Origin of the sequence: Acidiferrimicrobium sp. IK, from assembly GCF_025499425.1 — a bacterium.
GTDB lineage: Bacteria > Actinomycetota > Acidimicrobiia > Acidimicrobiales > Palsa-688 > Acidiferrimicrobium.
Genome location: NZ_JAIMCB010000001.1, coordinates 620,368 through 637,620, shown reverse-complemented (window position 1 = coordinate 637,620; position 17,253 = coordinate 620,368). Strand labels below are relative to the sequence as shown.

Below are 17,253 nucleotides of genomic sequence, written 5' to 3'. Positions count from 1 at the left end.
TCGCGAGAGCCACGTTCGGTGCGTTCCCTGACCGATCCGGCCTGGTCGTGGAGGGCTCGAAATCGCCGACTCCGCACATGATGTCGCCGACTCTGAGTGGCAGTCTCAGATCAGAGGTACCGATCAGCGTCCAGCGGGTGTGCAGAGGCATGAACGGTTGCCGTCGGCGTCTTCGACTACCCAGTACGCCGGTGCTGCGACTTCGCTTACTAGGCGCCCCCGGCGTCGAGGACCGCCCGGTGTCTGGCCAACGCGCACACCGTCCTCCCCGGCAGAGGGGGCCCTTCGCTGGCGACGCGAGGAAGCTCGCGATGTCGCCGGCTATTGCGCGGAACGCTCCTTTTCGCGCATCCCTCGAGCGCAGCCCTACCAGCCAAAGGAGGATGCCGGCGACGGGTACGGGCACCGAGCCTTAGCGGCGACCGCCACAGGGTGACGAAGCGGCCGCCTGCAAGCAGCCTCAGTTGGCCGCCTGCGGGCAGATCTCGGTGGCCGCCCTCAGCGGACCACGCCCCGCCGCTAGCGGACCCGCATGGAATAGCGGCGGCCCTTGGCGGCAGGGCGGACTGCGGGGCCAGCAAATGTCTCGCCGCCAGCGGCGCTGAGCAGGGAGGCCCGCTTCCGAACCATTTGGTTAGGTTGGTCAGATGCCCTCGACGGTCCGGGTCGGCGCCTCAAAACAGTGCAGCGCGCTCACCGAGTCGAGCTGTCAGTACCGGTGAAGTGACCGTGACGACCGTGCGCATGCTGCTCTGGGGTCCGGACCGCCCGGGGCTGGTCGCGTCCGCCGCCGCGTTCGTCGCCGAGCGCGACGGCAACATCGTGCACGCCGACCAGCACACCGACGCGGAAGCGGCGACGTTCTTCCAGCGCATCGAGTGGCGCCCGGCCGCCGACGCGGAGCTGACGGCCGCCGGGCGCGTCGAGCTGGCCGGCGAGGTCGCGGCGCTGGCCGCCCGCCTGGGAATGGACCACCGGCTGCGCTACGCCGACGAGGACCGGCCGTTCGCGCTGCTCGTGTCCCGCCAGCCGCATTGCCTGCTCGATCTGCTGGCCCGTTGGTATTCGGGTGAGCTGCCGGGGCGGCCGGCCGTGGTGGTCAGCAACCACCCCGACCACGCCGAGGTCACCGGCCGCTTCGGGGTGCCGTTCCACCACCTGCCGGCGGGGCCCGGCCAGGAGGAGGAGATCGTGGAGATCCTCGCCGGGGCCGGGGTGGAGGCGGTGATCCTGGCCCGGTACATGCGAGTCCTCTCCCCCACCGTCTTGGACCGGTGGCCGGCGGCGGTGATCAACATCCACCACTCGTTCCTTCCGGCGTTCGTCGGCGGGCGCCCCTACCACCAGGCCCACCACCGGGGGGTGAAGCTGATCGGGGCCACCGCCCACTACGCCACCGCCGACCTCGACGAGGGGCCGATCATCGAGCAAGACGTCGTGCGCGTCACCCACCGCGACGACGTCGAAGCGTTGGTGCACGCCGGCCGGGACCTCGAGACGGTGGTGCTGGCCCGGGCCGTGCGCTGGCACTTGACCGACCGGGTGCTGGTCTACGGCAACAAGACGGTGGTGTTCAACTAGCCGGCGGACTCGGCTCGATTCAGTCGACGGGGGCCGCAGCGGGCTGCGATCGGTGGCGGCCGGCCACTCGATCGGGATCAGCCCGCGTCGAAGGGTGCGGCGACGGTCAAGCCCGGGAAGCGGCGGAAATCAGCGTCGAGGGTCACCCAAGTGGCGCCCTGCTCGATCGCCAAGGCCGCCACGTAGGCGTCGGGGACGGCGTTGCCGCGGGCGCCGGTCGCGGCGCAAAGCTCGGCGAACACCCGCCAGTGGCCCGGACCTGGTCGCACTGGGATCGATGCCGGGGCGCCTCGCACTGCATTGCAGAAGGACAGGGCCAGCGCCGGCGCGGTCGGATCCTTGTAGATCCGGTGGTTGGTGACGATCCGCATCACGCTGCTCAGCACCAACTCGCTCACCGCGAACGGTTCAGGACCCCGCAGCCGGGCCCGCAACCACTGGCGGTAGGCCTCGTGGTTCGGGCTCTCCCGACGAAATGCGTAGATGAGCACGTTGACGTCGGTGAGCAGCATGCGCTGCGTCAGTCGTCGGCAGGGGTTGCAGCGTCGGCAGGCGATGCGTCGTCGCCGAGCAACTCGCGGAGGCGGGCCTTGTCCTCGAGATCCACCCCGGCCCGCAGCCCGGTTCCACCGTCGACCGGCAGATCGACTTCGTCGACGTCCGCGGTGCGCTCCCGTTGTGCCAGCAACAGGCGAAGCCCGTCGTCGACGACGTCGCCGATCGTTCGTTTGGACGCAGCGGCCAGCGCCTTGGCCTCTTCGAGCAGTCTGTCGTCGATCGTCACCGTCGTCCGCATCGTCTGTTACACCCTAACATCATCGCTGCGCATCATGATGCGCGAGCCGGGTAAGGGCCGACCGGTACGGCTTCGTCGGGCGCCGGCGATCGGCCGGAGACGGTGGTCCTGCGCCGGCCCGGGCGCTGGCACCTGACGGACCGGATGCCGGTGTACGGCGCCGACACGGCGGGGTTCGACTGACCGGTGATCAGGGCGCGGTCAGTCGACGGGCGCCGGGGCGGGCGGTCGGTCCGCGGTGTCGAGGCGGAGCTGGATCCCCGCGAAGTGCTCCTTGACCGCCGACATCGCCTGGGCCGCGTCGCGCGCCGCCACCGCCTCGTAGATCGCCCGGTGGACCGCGACGATGTTGTCGCGGTTCTCCTCGACGGGCGGCAGCTCGTGGCTGAGGTCGTGGTACACGTCCCAAAAGACCCGCAGCAGCTGGCTCATCAGCTGGTTGCCCATGGTGCCGTACAGCTCGTCGTGGAACGCCCGGTCGGCCGCGTCGCCGGCCTCGCCCTTGCCGGCGCAGGCCTCCAAGTCGTGGAGGCGAGCCCGGAGCCGGGTGAGGGCCTCCTCGTCGATGGTGTCGATCAGCAGGTTCATCAGCCCGGCTTCGAGGGCGCGGCGCAGGTCGAGGATCTCCCGCAGCTCGTGGCGGTCGCCGCGCATCGACATCCGCCCCCGGAAGATCAACGCGTCGGCGAACGGCTCGAGTGAGCAGTCACCGACGTAGGTCCCGAACCCGTGGCGGATCTCGACTATCCCGAGCGCTTGGAGCGCCTTGAGCGCCTCGCGGGTGGAGTTGCGGCTGACGTTTAGATGCTCGATCAGCTCCCACTCGGTGGGCATCGGGTCTCCGCTGTAGAGGCCGTGATCGAGGATCCAGTCCTTGATGCGGTCCTGGATCGCCTGCTGGGCCTGGCGTGACCGCCGCGCCGGCGACGGGGCACCCGAAACCGATCGGGGGGCGACGCCGACCGCGTCTCGGGGGAGATCCGACATTCGACCATTGTGCCTGGAATCTCTGCCCGCCTGGCTCCCCTTGTCGGGGCTACGAGTGCTGCGCTTGCCTGGCATCGGGTTCTCCGCCTTCTGCTGTCCATTGCCCGCCGTGCATCACCGCGCGGCGAGTCCCGTCGTCGTCGAGGAGCACCAAGTCGGCGGGCGCGCCGGGGCGCAGCGCCCCGCACCGGTCGCCGACCCCGAGAGCCGCCGCCGGGGTGGCGGTCGCGGCCGTGACCGCGTCCGGCAGGGAGACCCCGGCGGCGACGGCCCGCCCGACCGCGGCGTCGAGGGTGAGGGTGGAGCCGGCGAGGGCGCCGCCGGGCGCCAGGCGGGCCACCCCGGCGCTGACCTCGGCCGCCTGGCCGGCGAGGAGGTAGGTCCCGTCGGGCATCCCGGCCGCGTCGATGGCGTCGGTCACCAGCGCCATCCTCGCCCGGGGGTGCGACGCGACCTGCCGGACGATGGCCGGGTGGACGTGGTGACCGTCGTTGATGATCTCGCAGACCGCCCCGGCCTCCAGGGCGGCGACGACCGGGCCCGGTTCCCGGTGGTGGATGGGGCGCATCGCGTTGTAGAGGTGGGTCGCCAGCGTCGCCCCCCGCTCGAACGCGGCCCTGGCCTGGTCGTAGGTGGCGTCGGTGTGGCCGACCGCGGCGACGATCCCGGACGCGACCAGAAGGTCTATGACCTCCAGGGCGCCGGGCAGTTCGGGGGCGACGGTCATGGCCCGCAGGTGACCCCGCCCGGCGCGCACCAGCGCGTCGACCACCGCCAGATCCGGGGCGATCAGGTGGGACGGGTTCTGCGCGCCGCAGCGGCTGTGGGCGAGGAACGGGCCCTCGAGGTGCGCTCCGAGGACCCCTGACCCCGGCGCGGCGGCCAGGTCGGCGACCCACGCCAGTTGCTGGCAGAGCGCGTCGGGAGGGGCGGCCATCAGCGAGATCAAGGTGGCGGCGGTCCCGTGGCCGCGGTGGAACCGAACCGCGCCGGCCATCGCGGCCGGTGACACGGTGACGTCGTGGCCTCCCCCGCCGTGCATGTGCAACTCCACGAACCCGGGGGCCAGCCACCCTCGCAGCGCCCGGGCCGGTCCGCTCCGGTTGCGGCCCGCTCGGGGGGGGTCGCCCCCGCCGACGTCGACCACGACGCCGGCGTCGATGTCCACCCAGCCGTCGGCGACCGGCCCGGCCGGCGTGAGCAGCGTCGCCCCGTAGTAGACGGTCATGGCCGGCCGGCGGCCACCGCCGACGCGAACGACCGGGTGATCCAGACCGGGTCGGTGATGGCGGTCCCCACCACCACCGAGTCGGCGCCCGCGGCGATCGCCCGGCCCGCGTCGGCGGGATGGTGGTAGCGGCCCTCGGCGATCACGACGGCGTCTGGCAGGGCGTCGCGAACGGCGCGCACCAGATGCAGGTCGGGCCCGGCGGGCACCGCGTCGGCGAGGTAGCCGGCGAGGGTGGTGGCGATGATGTCCGCGCCGGCGGCCGCGGCGGCGCGGGCGTCGTCGAGGTCCGCGACGTCCGCCATGGCCAGCGCCCCGACACCGTGGAGGGCGTCCACGGTGTCGGCGAGCGGACGGCGGTCGGGGCGGGGACGGCGGGTGGCGTCGAAGGCGACCACCTCCGCGCCGGCGGCGGCCACGGCCAGCGCGGCGTCGACCGTCGGGGTGATGTAGACCCCCGAGCTGCCGTCTTTGGTCAAGCCGATGACCGGGACCGCCACCGCGGCCCGGACCGCAGCGACGTCGGGCACCCCGCCGACCCCTCCGCAGCGGATCGCCGCGGCGCCGCCGGCGACCGCGGCCGCGGCCAGCCGGGCGATCGTGGCGCTGTCGCGCATCGGGCCGTCCGCGGCCTGGCAGGAGACGACCAGCCGGTGGGCGACGAGCTGTCGGAACTCGCTGAGCTTCACGTCGCCAGCTGCTCCCTGACGAGCAGCGCGGCGCCGATCAGCGGGGCGCTGGTGCCGAGCTGGGCCGGGAGGACCGGGACGTCTTTGACCGGGTCGATGGCCTCGGCCCGAAACGCTTCGGCCATCGGGGCCAGGAACGCCGCGCCGATCTCGGCCACTCCCCCGCCGACGATCACCGCGGAGCCGTCGACCGCGGCCAGCAGCCCGGCCAGCGCCCGGCCGATCAGGGCCCCGGCCCGGCCGATCACCTCGGCGGCTAGGGGGTCGCCGTCGTCGGCGCGCGCCGCGATCTCGGGCAGCCGGTACGCGGCCCCGCCGAGGGTCCGGTAGGCCCGCTCGATCGCCGGGCCCGCGGCGTGGGCCTCCAGGTGGTAGCGGCGGCCGCAGCCGCACAACGCGGTCTCGTCCAGGCCGGGCTCGACCGGCACCATGAGGTGGGCGATCTCCCCGGCGCTCATGTGCGGGCCGCGGCGGGGCTTACCGGCGTTGTACACCGCGCCGCCGATCCCGGTGCCGACCGCGACGTACAGCGCGTCGGGGTGGGCCCGACCGGCGCCGGCGGCGGCCTCGCCGTGGGCCATCGCCCGGGCGTCGTTGTCGATGGCGACGGGCGCCTGGAGACGCCGGCGCAGCTCGGCGGCGACGGGCACCCCGGCCCAGCCGGGAACCACGTCGGTGGCGGAGCGGATCACCCCCTCGGAGGGGTCGACCACGCCCGGCGCGGCGACGCCGACAGGGACCGGGGCCGGGCTCAGCGAGCGGACCAGGTCCACGAGGACGTCGATCATCTGGTCGCTCGGCGGGGTCGGCCGGGCGGTGCGAGCCCGGATGACCCCGTCGGCGCCGACCAGCGCCGCCGCGACCTTGGTCCCGCCGATGTCGAGCGCCACCACGTCGCCGAGGTACACCCCAGTCACTGGGAGGCGAGCACGCCGGTCGCTGCCAGCAGCCCGGCGATGCGCTCGGTCTCGGCCGGGTCGAGCGGTATCTGGGGGGGTGCGGTGGTCGCGTTGTCGATGATCCCGAGCAGGCGCAACCCGACCTTGAACGCCCCGATCGCCGCTGAGCTGTCCCCCATCCGGGTCCGGTCGCCGACGGTGACGATCTCGAACTCGCGGAGGAGCTGCTCTTGCACGTGGCGGGCCTCGCTCCAGTCGCCGGCCTGGCACAGGTCGAACAGCCGGACGTAGCCCGCCGGGTCGACGTTGGCGAAGCCGGGCACCACGCCGTCGGCGCCCATCGCCAGCGCGGAGTCGACGGTCAGCTCGGAGCCGGTCAGCACCGAGAAGTCGCTGGCCCGGCCGCCGACGTCGCGGCGCGCGACCAGCAGACGCCGCAGCGCGGCGTCGTCGCCGCTCGAGTCCTTGAGCCCGGCGAGCAGCCCCTCCGCCGCCAGACGGATCAGCATCTGGCCGTCGAGCTTGCAGTGCACCGACACCGGCAGGTCGTAGGCGTAGACGGGGACGTCGACGGCGTCGGCCATCAGCCGGAAGTGCCGCTCGATCTCCGCCGGGTGGGTGCGGGTGTAGAACGGCGCGGTGGCGACGACGCCCTGGGCGCCGGCTTTGACCACCACCGCGGCGTGCTCGAGCATCCGGCTGGTCGTCATGTCGATCACGCCGGCGATCACCGGGACCCGGCCCTGGGCCTGGTCGATCACGCACTCGATGATCTGCTGGCGCTGCCCGTCGGGCAGGTAGGCCACCTCGCTGGTGGACCCGAGGGCGAACAGGCCGTGCACCCCGCCTGCGATCAGGTGCTCCACCAGCCGCCGCAGTGACGGCTCGTCGACTTGCAGGTCGTCGCGAAACGGGGTGCAGACGGGGGGGACCACGCCGCGCAACCCGGCGGCCGGCGCCGGCTGGTCGGGTGCGGATCCCGACGCCGGTCGTTGCCCCGCCCGGTCGGGCAGCGGGGTGGTGAGGCCGTCGAGAGGGGGGGTCAATTCAGCTCCTGGGATCGAGCGCCGACCAGGTCGGAGTCGGCGAGCACGGGGTGGTAACAGCGGTAGCGGTGACCGGGATGGGATCCGTCGTCGGTGACCGGCGGCATGGCGGCGGCGCAGCGCTCGGTGGCCCGCCAGCACCGGGTCCCGAACGGGCATCCGCTCGGCGGGTGGACCGCGGAGGGGACCGGCCCGCTGAGCGGTATCGGCGCCACGGCGTTTAGGAGGCTGGGCGTGGCCGACAGCAGCGCCCGGCTGTAGGGGTGGCGGGTGGCGTCGGGGATGGCGGCCGCGGGGGTCTCTTCGACGATCCGGCCGAGGTACATCGTCACGACCCGGTCGGCGACGAGGCGGACCGTTTGGATGTCGTGGGAGATGTAGACCATCCCGAGGCCGAGGGTGGCTTTCAAGTCGAGCAGCAAGTTGAGGACCTGAGCCCGCACCGAAACGTCCAGCGCCGAGGTCGGCTCGTCGGCGACGAGGACCTCCGGTTCGAGGGCGAGGGCCCGGCCGATGGCCACCCGCTGGCGCTGGCCGCCGGAGAGCTGGTGGGGCAGCACGCCGGTCACCGACTTGGGCAGCCCGACCAAGTCGAGCAGCTCAGCGACGCGCCGGTCCCGCTCCGCGGGACTGCGCCAGCGGTGGACGTCGAGGGGGTCGCGGAGGATCTGCTCGACCGACATGCGCCGGTTGAGGGAGGTGGCCGGGTCCTGGAAGACCATGCCGAGCGTCTTGCCGACGCGGCGGCGGCGTTCGCCGGCGCGCATCGCCCACAGGTCCTGCTCCCCGTAACGGACGCGGCCTTGCGACGGCCGTTCCAGGCCGATGAGCACCCTGGCCAGCGTCGACTTCCCGCACCCGGACTCCCCCACCACGCCGAGGGTCTCGCCGGCGCGCACCGCGATGGTGGCGTCGGTGAGGGCGTGGACCGAGGCGGGACGGAAGGCGCCGGTGCGCACCGAGAACCGCACGCTCACGCCGTCGAGCGCGACGACCGCCGGGGCGGCGGCGGTCGAGGGGGCCGGGGCCGTCATCGGCCGGCCATCTCGGGCGACGCGCCGATGGCGGCGGGGTGATGACAGGCGAACACGTGCCCGTCGGGGCCGACGGTCTGGGCCGGGGCGGAGCGCCAGCAGACCTCGGTCGCCATCGGGCAGCGGTCGGCGAAGCGGCATCCGGCCGGGAACTCCGACGGGGATGGCACCACGCCGCGGATCTGGCTGAGCCGCTCGTCGCCGTGCTCGAGGGAGAGCACCGCGGCGAGAAGGCCGCGGGTGTAGTGGTGGGCCGGGTTGGCCAGGACCCGAGCCACGGTGCCGGCCTCGGCGATCTGCCCGCCGTACATGACCGCCACCCGGTCGCACACGTCCGACACCAGCGCCAGGTCGTGGGACACGAAGATCAACGCGAAGTCGAGCTCGCCTTGCAGGCGCCGCAACAGCTCGATCACCTGCGCCTGCACCGTGACGTCGAGGGCGGTGGTCGGTTCGTCGGCGATGATCAGCTTGGGGCTGCGCGACAGCGCCATCGCGATGACGACCCGCTGGCGCTGGCCGCCGGAGAGCTGGTGCGGGTAGGCCCGCAGCGTGCGGGACGGGTCGAGGCCCACCAGCTCGACGAGCTGCTCGGGTGTCCGGGTCCCGCCCCGCCGGGTCAGCTGGCCGATCTGGGCCCCGACGGTCATGGACGGGTTCAGCGCGGAGAGGGCGTCTTGGTAGACCATGGCGATCTGCGTCCCCATGAGGGCCCGGCGGTCCCGGCCGGCCATACCGCAGAGCTCCTTGCCGTCGAAGAGGATCGATCCGCGGACTCGGGCGGCGGGAGGCTGCATCCCGAGGAGGGTCAAGGCGGTGATCGACTTGCCGCACCCCGACTCGCCGACCAGGCCGAGGACCTCGCCGGGGCGGACCTCGAAGCTGACGCCGTCGACGATGTCGACCCCGTCGTGGCTGTCGTCGAAGCCGATGCGCAGATCCCGGACCTGCAGCAGCGCCGGCGCGGCAGGTACCTGCCGGGCGGTGGCGGCCAGGCGGGCCGCGACCGCGCCCAGCCCGGGGAGCTCGACGATCTCGCCGCTGCCGGAGCGGGGGGCTGCCAGGGGGTCCTCCGCGACCAGCGCCTTGGCCAGCGCGGCCCGCTTGGCCGGCGCCGCGAACGCGTCGGTGATCCCCTCGGCCAACACGTTGAGCGACAGCACCGTGAGCAAGATCAGCATCCCCGGGAAAAACGTCGCCCACCATCCGTGGCTGGCCAGGAGCTGCTCGCCGTAGGAGATGACGCTCCCCCACGACGACGGGCCGTCCTGGCCCTGGATACCTGCACCGATGAATGAGAGGGACGCCTCGAAGACGATGGCCCCGGCGACGAGGATGGTGGTGAACACCAGCACCGGGGCGGCGCAGTTGCGGGCCACGTGCCGGGCCAGGATGTACCAGCGGGGCGCGCCGATCACCCGCTCCGCGGCCACGTAGTCCTCGCTGTATTGCGAGGAGACGTTGGCCCGGACGATGCGGGCCATCTGCGGGATGGACACGAACCCGATGGCGAGGACCACCACCAGCAGGTTGTTGTTCCCGAAGGCGATGATCAACACGGCGGCGAGGACGATGGTCGGGAACGCCATGATCACGTCGAGGACGCGCATGACGACCTCGTCCATGACCCGCCCGCTGGTCGCGGCGAGCGACCCGAGCAGCGTGCCGACGACCAGGGCGATGCCGCCGGAGCCGAACCCGACCAGCAGCGAGCGCGGCGTGCCGGCCACCAGCCGGGAGAAGATGTCGCGGCCGACCCGGTCGACACCGAACCAGTACTGCCCGCTCGGCCCGTGGGTCGGCGACGCCAGGCCCACCGCGGTCGGGCTGTGGGTGGTGAGCAGCGGGGCGAAGATCCCGACCAAGACGACGAAGCCCACGAACCCGAGGCCGATCCGGGAGCTGAGCGGGAGCCGGCGGATCCTGCCCGCCGCGTGGCGCACCCCCCGCCACAGCCGGTCCGGGACGGTCTTCACCGCCGGCATCAGGCGGCGCTCCGCAGCCGCGGGTTGAGCGCCAGGTGGATCAAGTCCACCGCCAGGTTGATGACGATGAAACCGAGGGCGATGGTGATGCACAAGGCCCGGGCCAGGCCGACGTCGTCTTGTTGGACCGCCGCCATCATCTCGGTGCCCATCCCCGGCAGGGAGAAGATCGCCTCGATGATCACCGCGCCTCCGATCAGGTACCCGATCTGGAGTCCGAGCGCGGTGAGCGGGGTCACCAACGCGTTGCGCAGCACGTTGCGGCCGATCACCACGTGGGCCGGCAGCCCGGCCCCGATCGCGGTGCGGACGTAGTCCTTGTCGAGCTCCTCCACGAGGGAGGTCCGCACGATCCGGGCCAACGCGCAGCCGACCGGAACCGCGAGCGACAGCGCCGGGAGCGTCATCGCCAAGAACCACTGCGACACCGACGTCGAGAAGCTGACGTAGCGACCGGCCGGGAACGGGCCGCCGCCGATCTTCGACAGGCGCTGGATGAGCAGGATCGCCAGCCAGAACGACGGCATGGCGATCCCCGCGATCGACACCACCCGCGACAGCTGGTCGGGCCACCTGCCGCGGTAGAGCGCCCCGACCAAGCCCAGCACCAAGGCGATGACGATCGCCGCGGTGACGCCAAGCGCGGTGAGCTGCAGGGTGATCGGCAGCGCCGACTTGACGATCGAGCTCACCGGCTGACCGAGGGCGAAGGTGGTCCCCATGTCTCCGTGCAGGAGGTGGCCCAAATAGGTGAAGTACTGGACCACCAGCGGGTGGGCGAGGCCGTGGGCCCGGTCGAACGCGGCGATCTGGGTGGCCGACGCGTTGTCGCCGAGCGCCGCGATCGCGGCGTTGTTAGGCGACAACGCCAGGATCAGGAATATGAACAGAACAACGGAGAGCATCAGCGGTATAACCGTCAAGATTCTCCGGACAACAAGTCTCAACATGACGCCCTCCGAGTGTCCGTTCCGCTACGACGAGGCGGGTACTTCAGCCCTTCCTGCCGACCCCGAGAAAGTACAGGCCGGTCGTCTTGGCTGGCTTGAAGTTGGTGAGCTTGGTCGGGTCGACGCCGGTGGGAATCTTGATGTGGTACAGCGGGTACAGGGGGACCTCGTCCGCGACGATGTCGAAGATCTGCTTCCAAAGGGTCCGCTGCTGGGTGCCGCTGGCGGCGGCGGCCTGGTCGATCAGCTTCGATACCTGGACGGCCGTCGCGTCGGTCCAGCGCTCCCGCTTCTCCGGCCAGGTCTTGCCGTAGTAGAACCAGCGGAGCATCAAGTCGACGTCGGCGCCGTAGATCGACGGGTCCCCGGACGCGGCGAGGACCCGAAAGCCGTTGGAGGGCACGGAGTTGGAGTACACCGACGCCGACGGCAGCGTGTTGATCGTGGCCTTGACGCCGATCGACTTCCAGCTGTCGACGATCACCGGGGCGCTGTTGGCGATGAACGAGACGTTGGTGGTGACCAGCTCGAACGACAGGTTGGACACCCCCGCCGCGGCCAGCAAGGCCTTGGCCTTCTTCGGGTCGTAGGAGTACACCGTCGCCGCCTGCTGGTACCCGGGGTTGGCCGGGTCGAGGTAGCTGGTCGCCGGGACGCCGTAACCGTCGAGCGCGGTGGCGATCACCTTGGCGGTGTCGATCCCGTAGAACAGCGCTTGGCGGACCCGCTTGTCGTTGAACGGGGGCGCCGAGCAGTTGAACATGAGGAACAAGCAGTTGAATGACTGGGCGACGTCCGCGGTCAACGGCTTGGTCAGGCTGGTCACGTTGGCGTAGGGGACGGCCTCGATCGCCTGCGACTGGCCGCCCTCCAGATCGTTCAGCCGGGCGTTGTCGTCGGGCGTGGTGTTCAAGACGATCTTGGAGACCAGGGCGGGGCGGGGCCCGTTGTAGGCGGTGTTGTTCGACAGCACGAGACCGGTGGTGGCGTTGGAGCTGTCCACCTGGAACGGGCCCGACCCGATCGGGTTGCTGTCGAAGGCCCGGGCCAGCGCGGCGGTGGCGGTCTTGGCCTTGGGCACGATCTTCACCACCGCCACCCGGGTCGGGAACAGCGTGAAGGCGCTCGTCAGCTTGATCGCCACCGTGGAGGGACCGGTGGCGGTGGCCGACTCGATGAAGGGAACGAACCCGGCGATGATCGCGGCGTTGGCCGGGTCGACCACCCGGTTGAACGACCACGCGACGTCGTCGGCGGTCACCGGGGTCCCGTCGGAGAACTTGGCGCCGTCGCGGAGCGTCGCGGTCCAAGTCAGCCCGTCCGCGCTGACCGTCGGCTGCTCCTTGGCCAGGGCCAGGTACGGCTCGCGGGTGATCGGGTCGAGGTCGACGAGCCCTTCGAAGACGTGCGCGTTGGCGCACAGCGCCGGGGCCGCCGACGCGTTCATCGGGTCGAAGCCGCTGGAGAGCTGGTAGGCGAGGGTGCCGGTGATGGTCCCCTGCGGGGTCTGGGTGGCCTGGGCCGTCCCCCCGCCGGGGCTGGTGGAGCCGGCCGTGGCCGGCGCCGCCTTGCTGGTCCCGCTGCCGCACGCGGCGAGCGTGGCGGTGAGGGCAGCGGCCGCGCCGGCGGCGCTGGTGTACCTGAGAAAGCTGCGTCGGCTCATGCTGTGCGCAGACAGCTGATCGGTCTCTTTCACTTTTCCACTCCCCGGAGAGACGGTAGGATTCATCCCACCTCCTACGTTCTAACTCTAGGGAGGTGTCCGTCCCCAGTCAAGGGGGTGAACAACAAATGACGCTGGACATCCTACGTCCTATGTCATATAGAGTTTGGGTATGAGACACGGGGGCGGCGCGGCTTGGAGCGTGGCAGTCATCGGGGCGGGGGCGATCGCCCGGGACCACTGCGACGCGATCGCCGCCACCCCCGATCTGCGTCTGGTCCGGGTGGTGGACCGCCACCCGGAGCGGGCCCGGACCCTCGCTGCGCTCTACGGCGCCGACGCCGGCGACGACGCTCCCGACGCGCTCCGCGACGACGTCGACGCGGTCGTGATCTGCACCGCCCCCGACTCGCACGTGGCGCTGGCCTCCCAGGCGCTAGCCGCCGGCAAGGCGGTGCTGTTGGAGAAGCCGGCGGCGCTCGACCTGGCGTCGCTCCAGCGCCTGCTGCTGGTCGCCGAGACGGCGCCGGTCCCGCTGCTGGTCGGGCAGACCGCCCGGTTCCAGCCCGCGCACCTGGCGCTGCGGCGAGCGCTCGACGCCGGGAGGATCGGCGCGCCGCGGCTGTTGCACCTGACCTGGCACACCGGGCACGTCTGGCCCGGCGGGTGGCGGGCCTGGCAGCTCGACGAGCGCCGCAGCGGCGGCCAGGTGGTGCACAACGGGGTCCACGCCCTGGACCTGGCGAACTCGCTGCTCGGCGGTCATCCCCGCCGGGTGTTCGCCAGGGAGCTGCGGTCCTGGTCGGCTGGCATGCCCACCCCTGACAGCTTCCACGTGCTGGTCGAGTACGACTCCGGGGCGCTGGCGACGATCGAGCTCAGCTACGCCCTGAGGCGGCGAGGAGCGATGCTGCGCCGGGTGCTGCTGGCCGGCACCGAGGGGAGCGTGGTGGTCGACACCCAAGACGAAGCAGAGTCCGACACCGACCCGGTGCTGGCCCCCGCGGGCATCGAGGGCGCCATGGAACACCAGTACGCCCACTTCCGCGAGGTGCTGGCCGGCACCGCGGCGCCGGCCACCACCCCCGACCAGATCCGCGACACGTTGGCCGCGGCGCTCGCAGCTCGGCGCAGTTGCCGCACCGGTAACCCCGAACCGGTCGGGGCCTGACATGACCATCCGGCTTTCGATCCTCTCCGGGGTCCGCCACGCCCGCGACTACCTCGAGGTCCTCCGCCGCTCCCCCGACTTCGACCTGGTCGGGGTGAGCGAGGACGAGCAGGCCCCCGACTGGGCGGTCGCGGACAGCCGGGCCGTCGCCGACGCGGCCGGTGTCGCGTTCGTGGACCCCGACACCGCCCTGGCGTCGAGCGACGCGGTCCTCGTGTGCAGCGAAGCGACCCGCCACGCCCGCCTGGCCGCCAGGTGCGTGCGCGCCGGACGCCACGTCCTCGTCGACAAACCGGCGGCCGTGTCGGGCGCCGACCTGGTCGAGCTGACCGACGCGGCGAGCGACGCGCCCGGGGTGATCGTGTCGTCGATCCACCGTCTGCTCTCCCCTGCGGTGGCCCGCGCCCGGCGCGACATCGACGCCGGCCGGGTGGGGTTGCCGCTGTCGTTCGACGCCGAGTGGATCGCGTCGGGGGGCCTCGACGGGACGGCGGTCGAGCGCCCGGGGCTGGTGTGCGACCCGGCGCTAGCCGGAGGCGGCGAGCTGACCAACTTCGGGTGGTACCCGGTCCTCGCCCTCCACCATCTCAGCGGGCTGGAGGTCGTCGAGGTCTTCGGGTTCGGCGCGGCGCTGTTCTCCGCGGCGGGCGCCGGGTGGCAGCACGCCGACTTCGGGGTCGAGGACAGCGCGACGGTGTCGTTGAAGCTCGAGAACGCGGTGACCGCCACCATCACCGTGGCTCGGGTGCCGGCCGGCGTGAGCCACGAGGCTGTCGGGTCGACCATCCGGGTGGTCGGCTCCCACGGCTCGCTGGTGATCGATGAAGGCGCGCCCAGCCTGAGCGGGCGGCGGGTCGGGGGGAGCGTGGAGCGCTCCACGATCGGCCTGCCCTCAGGCGACAGCGCGCTTCGGGCGTGCTTCGCCGATTTCGCGCGGGCCGTGCGAGGCGAGGCCCCGCCGTGCGTGACCTTGGAGGACATCTCCCGGGCGGTGCGGGTGCAAGACGCGGCGAGGAAATCGATCGCGACTGGGCGGCCGGTCACGGTCCTCGACGCCGGCCGCGCTAGTCGCGACCCCGCCGAACCCATCAGATGAGCGACGAACGTCGGAGGGCGACATGACCCCAGGCACACAGACCGATCCCGGCACGCTGATGCGAGCCGAGATCGCCGAGCAGCCCGGCGTGTACGGGCGGATACTCGCCGGCGACGCCGGCGCCATCCGAGACGCCCACCGGGAGATCGCCCGCCGCTCGCCGAGGTTCGTGACCATCGCGGCGCGGGGATCGAGCGACCACGCCGCGCTCTACGCCAAGTACCTCTTCGAGACCAGGGCCGGTCTTCCCGTCGGGCTGACGTCGCCTTCGACCTACACGGTCTACGACCGCCATCCGGTGCTGGCCGACTCGCTGTTCCTGGCGGTCAGCCAGTCCGGCACCTCGCCCGACCTGGTCCGGTCCCTGGCCGAAGCCCGCGAGAGCGGAGCGTTCACCGTCGCGGTGACCAACACCCCCGACTCGGCGCTGGCCCTCGCCGCTCACCGTCACATCTACATCGACGCCGGCGAGGAGCGGTCCGTCGCGGCGACCAAGACCTACACCGCCGAGCTGCTGGCGCTGTACCTGCTCATCGTGCCCGAACCCTCCGACCTCGCGCCGCTCCCCGCGGCGGCCTCGGCGGCGCTCACCCATATCGACGAGGTGGCCGCCCTGGCGGGGCGCGTCGGTGCGGCCCGGTCGGTGATAACCACCGGCCGGGGGTTCTCCTACCCCTCGGCGAGGGAGGTGGCGTTGAAGCTGGCCGAAACGTCGTACCTGCCGGCGCTGGCCTACTCGGCGGCCGATCTGATGCACGGGCCGCTGGCGATGATCGACCCGGACATGCCGGTGATCGCGATCGTGGCGCCGGGAACGGCGGGGCGGGCCATGGCCCCGGTGTGCGACTCGGTGCGCGAGCGCGGCGGCGCGGTCCTCACCGTCGGCTACGACCAGGCGGCCGACCTGGCGCTCGATCGCGTCGGTCTCGACGACGCGGTCCTGCCGATGCTAGAGATCCTGCCGCTGCAGCAGATGGCCTTGACGGTGGCGCTCGCCCGGGGCATCGACCCCGACCGGCCGCGGGGGCTGCACAAGGTCACCCGGACCAACTGACCACGAGGACGGTTATGCCAAGCCCAGCGGACCCAGACCGCCCGGACCTGCCCTTCGACCCGGCGATCGCCGAGTGGCTCGCCGCCCGCGCCTCCGATCCCGGCGCGCTCGATCCCGACGTCGCAGCGGTGCGGGCCTACAACCGCACGGTGAGCGCCCTCGCCCGGGAAGGGTTGGCGCACCTCGAGACCGTCGCCGACGAGGAGGACGTCCTCCTTCCGGGCGAGCCGGCGGTGACGGCCAGGGTGTTTCGGCCCCGGGCCCATCCCGGGCCGCTGCCGAGCGTGGTCTACTTCCACGGCGGCGGGTGGATCGCCGGGGACCTCTACACCCACCTGACCCACTGCCGGCAGCTCTGCGGCGGGCTGCCGGCGGTGGTCGTGTCGGTCGACTACCGGCTGGCTCCGGAGCATCCCTTCCCCGCTGCGTTCGACGACTGCCTGGCCGCGACCCGGGCGGTGCTCGAAGCGGTGGGCCGCTTCGGCGGGGACCCGGCGCGCGTCGTGGTCGCCGGTGACAGCGCCGGCGGCCAGCTGGCGGCCTCGGTCGGGCTGGCCGCGGCGTCACTGCCGGCGCCGCTCGCCGGGCAGCTACTGATCGTCCCGGTCATCGACCTCGCCGGCGGGTACCTCGATGCGGAGGTCAACGCCCGTTACCCATCCCGGGCCGACAACCGCGTCGGGTACGGCCTCACCGTGGACCGCATGGCCAGCTTCGTCGGCCAGTACCTCCAGGGCAGCGGCGCGCAGCGGGACTGGCGGGCGTCTCCGCTTCACGCCCCGTCCGTCGCCGGCGCGCCTCCCGCGGTCATCCACACCGCCGGGTTCGACCCGCTGCGCGACGAGGGCGCGGCGTACGCCGACGCGCTGCGCCGCGCCGGGGTGCGGCTCAAGTACCGGTGCTGGCCGACGCTCAACCACGGCTACAGCGGCCTCGCCGGCGTCGCCCCGGCGGCGGCCGCGGCGGTGGACGCGGCGAGCGCCGACCTACGGGAGCTGCTCGCAGGGCGATGAGCCCCGCGCCGGCGGGCCCGTCTGGGTGTCGGGTGCCGTTTTGGGTGTCGGCGGCCGTTTG

General features: G+C 72.5%; 16 protein-coding genes. 5 read left to right on the top strand and 11 right to left on the bottom strand.

Annotated features, from left to right (window positions below; translation table 11 throughout):
* Positions 1–729 precede the first annotated feature (729 nt).
* Complete coding sequence (purU, locus tag K6U06_RS03110) at positions 730–1,581, top strand: formyltetrahydrofolate deformylase (protein ID WP_410050975.1); 852 nt, start codon at positions 730–732, stop codon at positions 1,579–1,581.
* A gap of 77 nt (positions 1,582–1,658) precedes the next feature.
* Here purU and K6U06_RS03105 read toward each other — a convergent pair whose 3' ends face one another.
* The 11 genes from K6U06_RS03105 to K6U06_RS03055 all read right to left on the bottom strand — a co-directional run bounded on the left by K6U06_RS03105 (position 1,659) and on the right by K6U06_RS03055 (position 12,891).
* Positions 1,659–2,093, bottom strand: a complete 435-nt coding sequence (locus K6U06_RS03105; protein WP_262320421.1) for a type II toxin-antitoxin system VapC family toxin — start codon at positions 2,091–2,093, stop codon at positions 1,659–1,661.
* Between the two features lie 8 nt (positions 2,094–2,101).
* Positions 2,102–2,377 carry a hypothetical protein gene (locus K6U06_RS03100; RefSeq protein WP_262320420.1) on the bottom strand — a complete coding sequence of 92 codons (276 nt, stop codon included), beginning with the start codon at positions 2,375–2,377 and terminating at the stop codon, positions 2,102–2,104.
* Positions 2,378–2,578: 201 nt separating this feature from the next.
* The gene (locus K6U06_RS03095) at positions 2,579–3,364 is read right to left on the bottom strand and encodes a FadR/GntR family transcriptional regulator (protein ID WP_262320419.1); all 786 of its coding nucleotides are present in this window, start codon (positions 3,362–3,364) and stop codon (positions 2,579–2,581) included.
* A gap of 49 nt (positions 3,365–3,413) precedes the next feature.
* A complete protein-coding gene (gene nagA / locus K6U06_RS03090) occupies positions 3,414–4,592 on the bottom strand; it encodes an N-acetylglucosamine-6-phosphate deacetylase (protein ID WP_262320418.1) in 1,179 nt (392 codons plus the stop codon).
* Positions 4,589–5,281: a putative N-acetylmannosamine-6-phosphate 2-epimerase gene (locus K6U06_RS03085; RefSeq protein WP_262320417.1), complete on the bottom strand. Its 693-nt coding sequence runs from the start codon at positions 5,279–5,281 to the stop codon at positions 4,589–4,591. Before K6U06_RS03085 ends, nagA begins: the two co-directional genes overlap by 4 nt.
* Positions 5,278–6,198 carry an ROK family protein gene (locus tag K6U06_RS03080; RefSeq protein ID WP_262320416.1) on the bottom strand — a complete coding sequence of 307 codons (921 nt, stop codon included), beginning with the start codon at positions 6,196–6,198 and terminating at the stop codon, positions 5,278–5,280. The genes K6U06_RS03085 and K6U06_RS03080 overlap by 4 nt, the downstream gene beginning before the upstream one ends.
* Positions 6,195–7,124, bottom strand: coding sequence for a dihydrodipicolinate synthase family protein (locus tag K6U06_RS03075; protein ID WP_410050974.1), 930 nt, complete (start codon positions 7,122–7,124; stop codon positions 6,195–6,197). The genes K6U06_RS03080 and K6U06_RS03075 overlap by 4 nt, the downstream gene beginning before the upstream one ends.
* A gap of 98 nt (positions 7,125–7,222) precedes the next feature.
* A complete protein-coding gene (locus tag K6U06_RS03070; protein ID WP_262320414.1) occupies positions 7,223–8,260 on the bottom strand; it encodes an oligopeptide/dipeptide ABC transporter ATP-binding protein in 1,038 nt (345 codons plus the stop codon).
* Complete coding sequence (locus K6U06_RS03065; protein WP_410050954.1) at positions 8,257–10,245, bottom strand: dipeptide/oligopeptide/nickel ABC transporter permease/ATP-binding protein; 1,989 nt, start codon at positions 10,243–10,245, stop codon at positions 8,257–8,259. Before K6U06_RS03065 ends, K6U06_RS03070 begins: the two co-directional genes overlap by 4 nt.
* On the bottom strand, positions 10,245–11,195 hold the full coding sequence (locus tag K6U06_RS03060) for an ABC transporter permease (protein ID WP_262320412.1): 951 nt from the start codon (positions 11,193–11,195) through the stop codon (positions 10,245–10,247). Before K6U06_RS03060 ends, K6U06_RS03065 begins: the two co-directional genes overlap by 1 nt.
* A 43-nt stretch (positions 11,196–11,238) precedes the next feature.
* A complete protein-coding gene (locus K6U06_RS03055; protein WP_262320411.1) occupies positions 11,239–12,891 on the bottom strand; it encodes an ABC transporter substrate-binding protein in 1,653 nt (550 codons plus the stop codon).
* A gap of 139 nt (positions 12,892–13,030) precedes the next feature.
* On the opposite strand from K6U06_RS03055, the gene K6U06_RS03050 reads away from it, so the two are divergent.
* The 4 genes from K6U06_RS03050 to K6U06_RS03035 are packed head-to-tail and all read left to right on the top strand — an operon-like array spanning position 13,031 to position 17,192.
* Positions 13,031–14,029 (top strand): Gfo/Idh/MocA family protein, encoded by a 999-nt coding sequence (locus K6U06_RS03050; protein WP_262320410.1) that lies wholly within the window; start codon positions 13,031–13,033, stop codon positions 14,027–14,029.
* Between the two features lies 1 nt (position 14,030).
* A complete protein-coding gene (locus K6U06_RS03045) occupies positions 14,031–15,125 on the top strand; it encodes a Gfo/Idh/MocA family protein (RefSeq protein WP_262320409.1) in 1,095 nt (364 codons plus the stop codon).
* A 22-nt stretch (positions 15,126–15,147) separates the two neighbouring features.
* Positions 15,148–16,179, top strand: coding sequence for an SIS domain-containing protein (locus tag K6U06_RS03040; protein ID WP_262320408.1), 1,032 nt, complete (start codon positions 15,148–15,150; stop codon positions 16,177–16,179).
* A gap of 14 nt (positions 16,180–16,193) precedes the next feature.
* A complete protein-coding gene (locus tag K6U06_RS03035) occupies positions 16,194–17,192 on the top strand; it encodes an alpha/beta hydrolase (RefSeq protein ID WP_262320407.1) in 999 nt (332 codons plus the stop codon).
* Positions 17,193–17,253: the final 61 nt, after the last annotated feature.

Excerpts from the sequence above, each read along its gene's own strand:
- K6U06_RS03040 (WP_262320408.1), top strand. The coding sequence starts at position 15,148 with ATGACCCCAGGCACACAGACCGATCCCGGCACGCTGATGCGAGCCGAG.
- nagA (WP_262320418.1), bottom strand. The coding sequence starts at position 4,592 with ATGACCGTCTACTACGGGGCGACGCTGCTCACGCCGGCCGGGCCGGTC.
- K6U06_RS03105 (WP_262320421.1), bottom strand. The coding sequence starts at position 2,093 with ATGCTGCTCACCGACGTCAACGTGCTCATCTACGCATTTCGTCGGGAG.
- K6U06_RS03095 (WP_262320419.1), bottom strand. The coding sequence starts at position 3,364 with ATGTCGGATCTCCCCCGAGACGCGGTCGGCGTCGCCCCCCGATCGGTT.
- K6U06_RS03045 (WP_262320409.1), top strand. The coding sequence starts at position 14,031 with ATGACCATCCGGCTTTCGATCCTCTCCGGGGTCCGCCACGCCCGCGAC.
- K6U06_RS03050 (WP_262320410.1), top strand. The coding sequence starts at position 13,031 with ATGAGACACGGGGGCGGCGCGGCTTGGAGCGTGGCAGTCATCGGGGCG.
- K6U06_RS03060 (WP_262320412.1), bottom strand. The coding sequence starts at position 11,195 with ATGTTGAGACTTGTTGTCCGGAGAATCTTGACGGTTATACCGCTGATG.
- K6U06_RS03065 (WP_410050954.1), bottom strand. The coding sequence starts at position 10,245 with ATGCCGGCGGTGAAGACCGTCCCGGACCGGCTGTGGCGGGGGGTGCGC.
- K6U06_RS03035 (WP_262320407.1), top strand. The coding sequence starts at position 16,194 with ATGCCAAGCCCAGCGGACCCAGACCGCCCGGACCTGCCCTTCGACCCG.
- K6U06_RS03100 (WP_262320420.1), bottom strand. The coding sequence starts at position 2,377 with ATGCGGACGACGGTGACGATCGACGACAGACTGCTCGAAGAGGCCAAG.
- K6U06_RS03070 (WP_262320414.1), bottom strand. The coding sequence starts at position 8,260 with ATGACGGCCCCGGCCCCCTCGACCGCCGCCGCCCCGGCGGTCGTCGCG.